The sequence below is a fragment of the Paenarthrobacter sp. CM16 genome, from assembly GCF_013179505.1.
Classification (GTDB): Bacteria; Actinomycetota; Actinomycetes; order Actinomycetales; family Micrococcaceae; genus Arthrobacter.
Map to the genome: position 1 here is coordinate 1 of NZ_JABMCX010000179.1, position 9,927 is coordinate 9,927.

A 9,927-nucleotide genomic window follows, 5' to 3' on the forward strand; every position below is an offset into this window, starting at 1 on the left:
ACCTCGTGGGCAAGCTGAAGGGCTGCGGGAACGGCGTCATCGGGAAGTTCCAGGATCTCTTTCAGTTGGGCCTCGTTCAGGCCCTCCCCGCGTTCCAGGACCTGCTGCCGGGCGGTGTCCAGGATGGCGTAGGAGCTGGTGTTTTGGGCTTCATGCGTTGCTTGGCTGGTCATGTCCTTGACGGTATCGGCGCTGGTGGGAGGCGGTTTTGTGGGGTGTGGACAAACCCAAGGCGGGTGGTTTTGGGAGAAGTTACAACCGTGAAACATGGACGTGACTGAATTGACGCGCTGCGTGACTAGCGTCGTGGGCGAGGCAACCTCCCCGACGAAAGCGACCACGAATGATCGACGACAAGACCAGTACCGCCACACTGGAGCCGACGACGGCGGCCCGCACCGCCGTCGGGCCCGGCACGGCGGCTGCACCAGCGGCAGGCAACGCCGACGCCATGAGTGCTGCGAAGGAGAGCCTGGAGGATTACACGCTCCGGTTCGCTCCGCGTTCGTATCGAAAGTGGAGTGCCGGCGTGGTGGCCACCAGCGCCTTGGGCGGCATCGCGTACCTGGCCGACTTCTCCATCGGGGCGAACATCGGCATCGCCTACGGCACTGTGAACGCGATCTTCGGCATTATTGTGGCCGCGGTGATCATCTTCACCACGGGTTTCCCGCTGGCCTACTACGCCGCGCGCTACAACATCGACTTGGACCTCATCACCCGTGGCTCGGGGTTCGGCTACTACGGCTCGGTGGTTACCAACATCATTTTTGCCACGTTCACCTTCATCTTCTTCGCCCTCGAAGGCTCCATCATGGCCCAAGGCCTGCAGCTGGGCCTCGGTATCCCGCAATGGATCGGCTATGCGGTCTCCACCATCATCATCATTCCGTTGGTGATTTACGGGATGAAGACGCTCGCCACGTTGCAGGTATGGACTACGCCCCTGTGGCTGCTGCTCATGGTGGTTCCGGTTGGCTACCTGCTCCTGTCCCACCCGGATAGCATTGATGCCTTCTTCGCTTTCACTGGCGCTTCCGGCCAGGGTGGCCCCAACCTCGCATCAGTGATGCTGGCCGCCGGTGTTTGCCTGTCACTGATGGCCCAGATCGCCGAGCAGATCGACTACCTTCGCTTCATGCCGCCCAAGACCGCCGAAAACAAGGGTGCTTGGTGGCGTGCGGTGATTCTTGCCGGACCGGGCTGGGTCATCTTCGGTGCCATCAAGCAGATCATTGGCCTGTTCATCGCCATCTACCTGATCGCCAAGCTCGACCCCGCCGCAGCTGTCCACGCGAACGAACCCGTCCACCAGTTCCTGGGCGTCTATGAAGAAATGATGCCGGCGTGGCTGGCGATGACCCTGGCCGTGGTGCTCGTGGTCATTTCCCAGATCAAGATCAACGTCACCAACGCTTACTCCGGTTCGCTGGCCTGGACCAACTCATTCACGCGCATCACCAAGACCTACCCCGGCCGCATGGTGTTCGTGGTGGTCAACCTGGTGATCGCGCTGGTCCTCATGGAGTCGAACATGTTCGAGTTCCTCAACACGATCCTGGGTTTCTACGCCAACTGCGCCATGGCCTGGGTGGTCACGGTGGCCTCCGATATTGCCATCAACAAGTACTTGCTGAAGATCTCGCCCAAGGTTCCGGAGTTCCGCCGCGGGATGCTCTACGCCGTCAATCCGGTGGGCTTCGTGTCCATGCTGGTGTCTGCGGGCGTTTCCATCGCGGTGTTCTTCGGGGCATTCGGCTCAGCGGTGCAGCCGTTCTCGCCCATCTTCGCTGTGGGCCTGGCGCTGGTGCTGCCGCCGGTGCTCGCTCTTGCCACGAAGGGGCGCTACTACTTGCGCCGCACTGACGACGGCATTGACCTTCCCATGTTTGACGCCGACGGCAACCCCAGCGATGCCAAGCTGCTCTGCCACGTCACCGGCCTGGAGTTCGAACGCCCGGACATGCTCCGGTCAGGTCAGGACGGGCCCGACGGCGAGCCCCAGTACATCTCGTCCCTCGCGTTGTCCACGGATAAGTCGGGCGCCCTGGTGCTGCCGGCCCAAAAGTAACCCCCACGCGAACGCCCCGGCTTCCTTTTTCGGAGCCGGGGCGTTGTGCTGTGTGGTTCGTGGTTTTGTTTGGTGCCGGGGGCTTACTTGTCGAAGGCGTCCTTCGCGGTGTCCTTGACGTTCTCGCCGGCCTGCTTGGTCTTGGCGGCCGCCTGATCAGCTACACCCTCAGCCTGCAGTTTCTCGTTATTGGTGGCGTCACCCAAGGCTTCCTTCGCCTTGCCCGTAACTTCCTGTGCCTTGTTGCTGATCTTGTCTCCGAGTCCCATGGGACCTCCTTCGATGTAATCCAACGCTGACAATCGCTAGGCTAGCGAGCGATTCTGGGTACTTCCTGAACGGACTCCCCAAAATAGTCAGCATGCTTACACTGAGAGCATGGCTGAGGAAATCCGGAACGAGCAAACGGAGCAAACAGACTTGGACGAGGACATCGCCATGGCGTTGGTCAACAAGGTGGTCTCCGAGTCCTATGATCCTGAGGAGGAGGCCTCGGACCCCCGCAGCAGGTACCCGTCCGGGGAGTTCGAGCCGCAAACCCAGGAGTACCCCGGCTGGACCGAAGCCATGAATCCGAGGCCGGACCATGGCGAGCAGAGCTACGTGGGCCATCAGCGCCTGATCGGCCGGCGCACGTTGATCACCGGCGGCGACAGTGGAATCGGTAAGGCCGTGGCCATCGCCTTTGCGCGCGAAGGAGCGGATGTCGCCTTCACCTATCTGCCCGAAGAAGAGCAGGACGCCGAGCACACGGTCCAAGTGATCGAGGACGCCGGCAGCAGGGCCCTGGCCCTGCCCGGAGACTTGCGGGACGAAGAATTCTGCCAGGAAGTCATCGCCCAGACACTGACAGAGTTCGGCGGGCTCAACGTCCTGGTCAATAACGCCGGGTTCCAGATGACCACAAACCAAGGAATCGAAGACCTCAGCACCGAGCAGTTCGACAGAACGTTCAAGACCAACGTTTACGCGTTGTTCTGGCTCACCAAAGCCGCCCTTCCGCACTTGCGGCCCGGTGCCGCCATCATCAACACCTCGTCCATCCAGGGCTACCACCCCAGTCCGGCACTGGTGGATTATGCCGCCACCAAGGCCGCCATCAACAGCATGACCTTTTCCTTGGCCGAAGCCCTGGGTCCGAAGGGGATCAGGGTCAACGCGGTGGCCCCCGGCCCTGTATGGACCCCGCTCCAACCGCCCACCCAGCCGGCGGGAAAGATCCAAAAGTTCGGGCAGGACACCCCGCTGGGCCGGGCGGGGCAACCTGCCGAACTAGCCTCAACATACGTGTTGTTGGCCAGTGAGGACTCCAGTTTTATCTCGGGTTCGGTCATCGGTGTGACCGGCGGCAAACACCTGGCCTGACCGGAAGGGTTTCAAGCGAGCGTCAGGGCTTGAGGACCACTTTGATGCACCCGTCCTGCTTCTTCTGGAACTTCTCATAAAGCGCCGGCGCTTCATCAAGGGAACCGGTGTGGGTGACCAGATGCATCACTCCCAGCGGATCGGCGTCGTCCTCCACCAAGGGGAGCAGGTCATCGATCCAGCGCCGTACGTTGCATTGACCCATACGGAGTTGGATCTGCTTGTCGAACATGGTCATCAGGGGCATGGGATCGGCCTGGCCGCCATAGACCCCGCTCAGTGAAACAGTCCCGCCGCGGCGCACCAAGTCCACGGATGTGTGGAGCGCGGCAAGCCGATCGACACTCATGGTCTCCATGGCAACCTGTGCCGGTTTGTCAGGGAGCAAAGAGACGGCCCGGTGAAGGAAGGATGCCACAGGGGAACCGTGCGCTTCCATCCCCACGGCGTCCACCACTGCATCCGGGCCCCGGCCCAGCGTCTCCTCCCGGATTTTCCCGGCGACATCCGAGCTGTAATCCAAGGTTTCCACGCCGTGCTGTTCGGCCATGGCGCGACGCTCGGGAACAGGGTCAACGCCGATCACCCGGAACCCTTTGTGCACTCCTATCCTCGCAGCAAACTGGCCAACGGGACCGAGTCCAAGCACGGCCAGGGTGCCGCCGTCGGGGACGTTGGCATACTGGACTGCCTGCCACGCGGTGGGAAGGATGTCGGAGAGGAAGAGATAACGCTCGTCGGGGGCGTCGGAATCGACTGTGACGGGCCCGTAATCCGCGAATGGAACGCGCAAATACTGTGCCTGCCCGCCGGGAACGGATCCATACAACTCGGAATAGCCAAACAGCGCCGCCCCTGATCCTTTCGCGGTGACCTGGGTGGTTTCGCACTGGGATTGGAGGCCTTGGTTGCACATGTAGCAGTGCCCGCAGGAGATGTTGAAAGGCACCACCACGCGGTCGCCCTTCTTGAGCCGGTGGACCTCGGAACCGACTTCTTCCACGATTCCCATGGGCTCATGGCCAACGACGTCGCCCTTGTGCATGTAGGGTCCCAGGACTTCGTAGAGATGGAGGTCCGAGCCGCAAATAGCTGTGGAGGTAATGCGGACAATTGCGTCCGTTGGTTCCTGGATGGAGGGATCGGGGACTTCTTCGACGCTCATTGAGCGCCGGCCTTGCCATGTCACTGCTTTCACAAGTTGGTTCTCCCTGCGTTTCGGCTGGGTGGGTCCCGCCCTGCTGGAGACCCCTCCAGCGAAGCAGAGATGGAACCTGCGCACAAGACCCGGCAACCTCGACACCGCCGCGGAGCAGGCTTAGATTGTGGTTATGAGCGAAGAACCGAGCGAAGCTGAAGCCACGCCTTCCGACGCCTCATCGCAGGAGGCGCCTGCCGCCGTCGAGCATGGCAAAACCGGCGACGGTACCGGCGACTTCACCACCGAAGTAGACCCCACGTTCGTTCCGGACGAAAGCGGCGAAACGCCGGAAGAAAAGCGGGCCAGGGAACACCCGGAAGCGACCGGCAGCTAACGCCTGCACTGCACTGAAAACCACGTTCGACGCCGCCACTCCAGCAGCGTTTGTCAGTCACCATTGCCAAATTTTAGTAAGCAACCTGATTGTTGGTGTTAAGATGGGTGGAGGGAGAACGTGGGCCACGGGCGGCGCCCACACAAGCCGCCCACCAGGAGGTAGTGCACATGGATACAGGACAACTGGTTCTCATCATCGTGTTGGCCGTCGTTGTTATTGCCGTGGTGATCGTCGCGGTAGTCATCGGACGCCGCAAGAAGGCAGAGGTCAACAGGCATCGGGCTGCGGAACTGCGTGAGAAAGCAGCCGAGGAAGCCATCGGAGCACACCAGGCCAAAGCTGAGTCTGCGCAAGCGGAAGCAGCCGCGCTTCAGGCCGAGGTGGAGGCCAACCGCCTCCGTAAGGACGCAGAACGCCACGCTGAGAAAGCCGGCGAGGCCCACAACCGTGTTGAAGAGCACCTTCGTCATGCCGACAAACTGGACCCCAATGCACAGGCTGACCGGGACCGTACAGGTGACCGGGGCCGCGCCGACGGCAGGAATGATGCGCACGATCGCGACCGTTCCACCGATGCGACCGCCGACGACGGTGAGCGCCTGGCGCGGGACCGGAGCGGACGTGACGGTGCGGCGCGTGACGGTGCGGCGCGTGACGGTGCGGCGCGCGACGGTTCAACGCGCGAGGGCGACAGGAATTTGTAGTTTCAACGGAGAAACGGAGGCAGGAAGTGAGCATCGTTGTGAGGCGGACAGGTCAGGCGGTGCGCTCGGCTGAGTCCAAAGCGAGCCGGCACGCAGTTGATGTGGTTCTGGGGCATCTGGGCGAGATAGGGCCGGCGGTAGCGGCGCTTCGACGAGAGTCCTCGAGGCTGGCTGAATGGGGTGAAGAGTTGGCGCGGGTGCGCCGCCGCGGAGGCAGCGTCTTTGCGGCTGGAAGCGATGGTTCGGCACATGAAGCTCAGAGGTTCACCTCCGAGCTGGCAGCGCACGACCCCGGCGACGGCGCCACGTTCAAGGCCATCTCCCTGTCCATGAACCCGGAGGCTGATGGCGCAGGAAGCATCAGCGCCCAAATCTCGCATCAGGTACGCAGCGGCGACATCGTGGTCCTGCTCGCGGCAAAAGGGATCACTGAGGATTTGCGTGATGCTGCCGCCGCCGCAAAATCCAAGGGCGCCCGGGTGTGGGCCTTGACCGGCAGGGATTCGAGGGACTTGGCCCAGTCCGTAAACGAGGCTATTTGCGTCAACACGGACCCCGCCCACGCTGAGGAAGCGCACCTGGTGGCCGTTTTGGCGCTGTGCGAGTGCTTTGACGACGCGATGAGGGGCGCCAACCCGGAGTAGCGCGGCGGGCTTGCCGCAGGAGTGTGATCTGCGCCTCCTTCGGAATAGTTGCAGACGCCATGCAGTTGCGCAGTATGAACCTGATTCATTCTGAAAGGAACTGCGCATGCTGTTTTCTCCTCTGGCCCTCGGTGAGCTCGAACTTTCCAACCGACTTGTCATGGCGCCCTTGACGCGCCTGCGCGCAGGCCAGAATGGCGTGCCGGGTCCGTTGATCGCCGAGCACTACCGGCAGAGGGCGTCCCTGGGGCTGATCGTCAGCGAAGGAACGTACCCCGTTCAGGCCGGCCAGTCCTATCCGGGACAGCCGGGACTGGTCTCCGAGGAGCAAATTGCCGGCTGGAAGACCGTCACTGACGGCGTTCACGCTGAGGGCGGCCGCATCTTCGCGCAGATCATGCACGGAGGCCGCGTCTCGCACGCCGACATCACCGGCGGCCACGAGATCGTGGGCCCCAGCGCTGTTGCCATCGACGGCGAGGTCCGCACCCCCAACGGCAAGCAGCCCTACCCGGTTCCGCGGGAACTGCGCACTGACGAGCTCCCGGCAGTTATCCAGGAAATTGTCACCGCTTCCAAGAACGCCATCGAGGCGGGATTCGACGGCGTTGAGCTTCACTCCGCCAACGGTTACCTGCTGCACGAATTCCTTGCCCCCAACTCCAACGTGCGCACGGACAGCTACGGCGGCTCCCCGGAGAACCGGGCACGCTTCGTCATCGAGACTGTCAACGCCGTGGTGGAGGCCCTCGGTGCCAACCGGGTTGGCATCCGCATTTCCCCCGAACACAATGTGCAGGGCATCGCAGAAACCGATGCTGCCGACGTCCGGGCAACGTACCAGGTACTGGTGGACACCATCGCCCCGCTGAACCTGGCGTACCTGAGCATCCTGCACCACGATCCCATGAGCTCCCTGGTTCAGGACCTCCGTGAGCGGTTCAACGGAACGTTCCTGGTCAACACCGGCTTCAGCGAAATCACTACCCGGGACGAAGCTTTCGCCATCATCGAAAACGGCCTCGCCGATGCCGTAGTGGTGGGCCGCCCTGCCATCGCCAACCCGGACCTCGCCCGCCGCTGGCGCGAAAGCCTGCCGCTCAACGAGCCGGACGCTTCCACCTTCTACGCTGACGGCGCCGAGGGCTACACGGACTACCCGTTCTACGCGAACTAAACGCTCCGCCCCCGCTTGATGGGGAGAACCCAGGCAAAACCACGACGTCGGCACTCACGTGAGTGCCGGCGTCTTGGTTTAACGTGAGGCCGCCTGGGGATTGGCCGCCCATGCGCAATGTGACGGAGCCGCGTCCCGGGCCTGGAGCGCGGATTCCTATAGGATTTGTGCATGTCTGATCCTTCTCCGGCTGTTGCCCGCGCTGGTTTTCCCGTCAGCCGCCAAGTGCTGGCCGACCACGTCTACGAAGCCCTCCTCGAGTGGCTCATGGATGGGCGGCTTGAGCCCGGAGCAGCAGTGAGCATCGATGGGATGGCTCGGGAACTGGACGTCTCGCCCACTCCGGTGCGCGAGGCTTTGGCGCGTTTGGAACACACGGGGATGGTCCGACGTGTGGCGTTGAAGGGTTACCGGGTGGCTCCGGTCTTCACCCGCGAGGATTTCGCCGAACTCATGGAAGCCCGCTTGTCCATTGAGCCGGTCAATGCCCGGCTTGCCTGTTCCCGGATGACGCCCGAAGGCCTGGACGCGCTGAAGCAAGCGGTTGAGGATCTGAAGACCGCACCGCGTGGCGGCACTTTCGCTGAATATCGCAGCTACCTCGAAGCTGATGAACGCTTCCATCAACTCATCGCCGCGCAGGCCAACAATCAGTTCCTGCTGGCGGCCTACAACACGCTGGGCGGCCAGATCCAGCGTTTCCGGCTGTTCGGGGGAGTGGGTATCACCGACGCCGAGCAGGCCATTGCCGAGCACCAGGCCGTACTGGATGCCATGACCAGCGGCGACCCCGGGAAGGCCGCGGAAATGATGGTGGACCACGTGGAAAAGGTCCGTGGACGAGCGATGGCCGACGCTCCGGAGGAGTAAGCCCAACGTTCCGTCCCGGCTCGCACCCGTTTCCGCCGTGCGCGCCCGTTCGTGGTTGATGGCGCACCCTTTTGCGCCGAATGCACCAGTGGTTACGGGTGCATTTGGCGGTAGGGGTAGCGACGGTTCGAAGGGCGCCCGCCCACCCCACTGGACGTTCACCGCTCCCATGAGCTGAGCACACCCAAGTGACCCCCTTCACACACATATGTATGACATATAGGATCTAGGAAGTTTCTGAAAAGGGTTGACACCTTCGCTTCTTTCGTAAATCCTATAGGAAACAGGATTCCACGAAGGAGTGAACACCATGGCTTACACCGCCGAGAATTGGCCCATTACTGCGGCCCTCCTGCAGTTCCCCGGCACGGACGCCGCGGGCCGGCACGTCAACGACGCCGACGCGTCAGCGTGGGCGGCCGTTCTCCAGGAAGTGAAGGAGGCCGGCTTCGCGAACGCGGACCTCACCGACAGTTGGGTTCGCCCGGGCGACCTCAGCAAGGAGCGCCTCGCAGAGTTCAAGCAAACCGCGGACGAAGTGGGCATTGGCGTGCCCGTCATCTCCGCTATCCGCCGCAGCGTTATCCACGCCACCGACTGGGCTGACAACCTTGCCTACAGCCACCGCACCATCGACGCCGCTGCCGAACTCGGCTGCGAGGTTGTCTCCTTCGGGCTCCACCAGGCCATCACCCCGGAGCAGCAAAAGCAGCTGTGGTTCTGGACCGTGGAAGGTTACAAGGATCCGGTGGGTGACCAGGAAGTGTGGAGCAACGCCGTCTCCCGGATCCGGGAACTCGGGAAGCACGCCGCAGAGGCCGGCATCCTGATCTCGCTGGAAATGTACGAGGACACCTACCTCGGAACCGCGGACTCCTCTGTCCAGCTGGTCCAGGACATCGGCTTGGACAACGTGGGCCTCAACCCGGATATCGGCAACCTGATCCGCCTGCACCGCCCCATCGAGGACTGGCGCGAGATGGTGGCCAAAACCCTCCCGTACTCCAACTACTGGCACATGAAGAACTACATCCGCGATGAAGACGTAGCCCGCGACAGCTACATCACCATGCCGGCCCCCATGGAAAGCGGTCTGATCAACTACCGCGAGGCCTTCAAGTTTGCGTTATCCGTCGGCTTCCAGGGAATCCTCTGCACCGAGCACTACGGCGGAGATGGCTTGAGCGTCACGGCCAGCAACCAGGACTACCTGCGCCGCCATGTCCTGCCGAAGACCGAGGGTTATGCACTGGGCAAGAGCCAAGTAGCCCAGGGACGCCAGGTGCCGGTAACCGAGCTCGCAGGAGTCTAGGAAGATGACGCAGATTTTCGACAACCCGGCAGACTTTGCCGATGAAGCGCTGGACGGTTTCGTCGCCGCCAACCGCGGATATGTTGCCCGAGTGGACGGCGGCGTGGTCCGCTCCACGGAAGTCCCCGCCGGCCAGGTTGCCTTGGTGGTTGGAGGTGGGTCCGGGCACTACCCGGCGTTCGCCGGACTGGTCGGGCCAGGTCTGGCCACAGGTTCAGCCTGCGGAAACATGTTCGCTTCCCCGGC

Annotated in this window: 11 protein-coding genes and 1 pseudogene; 9 read left to right on the forward strand and 3 right to left on the reverse strand. The window is 62.7% G+C overall.

All coding sequences use genetic code 11. From position 1 onward, the window contains the following. Positions 1 to 269, reverse strand: a pseudogene (locus tag HP499_RS25215) (biotin synthase BioB); the annotation flags it as partial. Positions 270 to 343: 74 nt separating this feature from the next. Between HP499_RS25215 and HP499_RS15555 the strand changes: the two are divergent. Continuing rightward, on the forward strand, positions 344 to 2,071 hold the full coding sequence (locus HP499_RS15555; protein ID WP_172325138.1) for a cytosine permease: 1,728 nt from the start codon (positions 344 to 346) through the stop codon (positions 2,069 to 2,071). An 83-nt stretch (positions 2,072 to 2,154) separates the two neighbouring features. On the opposite strand, the gene HP499_RS15560 is transcribed toward HP499_RS15555, so the two are convergent. After that, a complete protein-coding gene (locus HP499_RS15560; RefSeq protein WP_026005342.1) occupies positions 2,155 to 2,340 on the reverse strand; it encodes a CsbD family protein in 186 nt (61 codons plus the stop codon). A gap of 109 nt (positions 2,341 to 2,449) precedes the next feature. Between HP499_RS15560 and HP499_RS15565 the strand changes: the two genes are divergently transcribed. Further along, complete coding sequence (locus HP499_RS15565) at positions 2,450 to 3,436, forward strand: SDR family oxidoreductase (RefSeq protein WP_172325139.1); 987 nt, start codon at positions 2,450 to 2,452, stop codon at positions 3,434 to 3,436. 22 nt (positions 3,437 to 3,458) lie between these two features. Here the strand turns inward: HP499_RS15565 and HP499_RS15570 are convergent, their stop codons facing one another. Continuing rightward, positions 3,459 to 4,634, reverse strand: coding sequence for an alcohol dehydrogenase catalytic domain-containing protein (locus HP499_RS15570; protein ID WP_172325140.1), 1,176 nt, complete (start codon positions 4,632 to 4,634; stop codon positions 3,459 to 3,461). A 133-nt stretch (positions 4,635 to 4,767) separates the two neighbouring features. On the opposite strand from HP499_RS15570, the gene HP499_RS15575 reads away from it, so the two are divergent. The 7 genes from HP499_RS15575 to HP499_RS15605 form a co-directional block, all read left to right on the forward strand. After that, the gene (locus HP499_RS15575) at positions 4,768 to 4,971 is read left to right on the forward strand and encodes a hypothetical protein (RefSeq protein WP_172325141.1); all 204 of its coding nucleotides are present in this window, start codon (positions 4,768 to 4,770) and stop codon (positions 4,969 to 4,971) included. 170 nt (positions 4,972 to 5,141) lie between these two features. Next, positions 5,142 to 5,678, forward strand: coding sequence for a hypothetical protein (locus HP499_RS15580; protein WP_172325142.1), 537 nt, complete (start codon positions 5,142 to 5,144; stop codon positions 5,676 to 5,678). Between the two features lie 26 nt (positions 5,679 to 5,704). Then, positions 5,705 to 6,322: an SIS domain-containing protein gene (locus HP499_RS15585; RefSeq protein ID WP_309138400.1), complete on the forward strand. Its 618-nt coding sequence runs from the start codon at positions 5,705 to 5,707 to the stop codon at positions 6,320 to 6,322. A 106-nt stretch (positions 6,323 to 6,428) separates the two neighbouring features. Further along, a complete protein-coding gene (locus tag HP499_RS15590) occupies positions 6,429 to 7,499 on the forward strand; it encodes an alkene reductase (protein ID WP_172325143.1) in 1,071 nt (356 codons plus the stop codon). 171 nt (positions 7,500 to 7,670) lie between these two features. Beyond that, the gene (locus tag HP499_RS15595; protein WP_172325144.1) at positions 7,671 to 8,369 is read left to right on the forward strand and encodes a GntR family transcriptional regulator; all 699 of its coding nucleotides are present in this window, start codon (positions 7,671 to 7,673) and stop codon (positions 8,367 to 8,369) included. A 310-nt stretch (positions 8,370 to 8,679) separates the two neighbouring features. Then, positions 8,680 to 9,681, forward strand: coding sequence for a sugar phosphate isomerase/epimerase (locus HP499_RS15600; RefSeq protein WP_172325145.1), 1,002 nt, complete (start codon positions 8,680 to 8,682; stop codon positions 9,679 to 9,681). A 4-nt stretch (positions 9,682 to 9,685) separates the two neighbouring features. Further along, on the forward strand, positions 9,686 to 9,927 hold a 242-nt coding region (locus tag HP499_RS15605; protein WP_172325146.1), incomplete at its 3' end, for a dihydroxyacetone kinase subunit DhaK.

Coding starts and splice junctions, on each gene's coding strand:
- HP499_RS15555 (WP_172325138.1), top strand. CDS start 344: ATGATCGACGACAAGACCAGTACCGCCACACTGGAGCCGACGACGGCG.
- HP499_RS15560 (WP_026005342.1), bottom strand. CDS start 2,340: ATGGGACTCGGAGACAAGATCAGCAACAAGGCACAGGAAGTTACGGGC.
- HP499_RS15565 (WP_172325139.1), top strand. CDS start 2,450: ATGGCTGAGGAAATCCGGAACGAGCAAACGGAGCAAACAGACTTGGAC.
- HP499_RS15575 (WP_172325141.1), top strand. CDS start 4,768: ATGAGCGAAGAACCGAGCGAAGCTGAAGCCACGCCTTCCGACGCCTCA.
- HP499_RS15580 (WP_172325142.1), top strand. CDS start 5,142: ATGGATACAGGACAACTGGTTCTCATCATCGTGTTGGCCGTCGTTGTT.
- HP499_RS15590 (WP_172325143.1), top strand. CDS start 6,429: ATGCTGTTTTCTCCTCTGGCCCTCGGTGAGCTCGAACTTTCCAACCGA.
- HP499_RS15595 (WP_172325144.1), top strand. CDS start 7,671: ATGTCTGATCCTTCTCCGGCTGTTGCCCGCGCTGGTTTTCCCGTCAGC.
- HP499_RS15600 (WP_172325145.1), top strand. CDS start 8,680: ATGGCTTACACCGCCGAGAATTGGCCCATTACTGCGGCCCTCCTGCAG.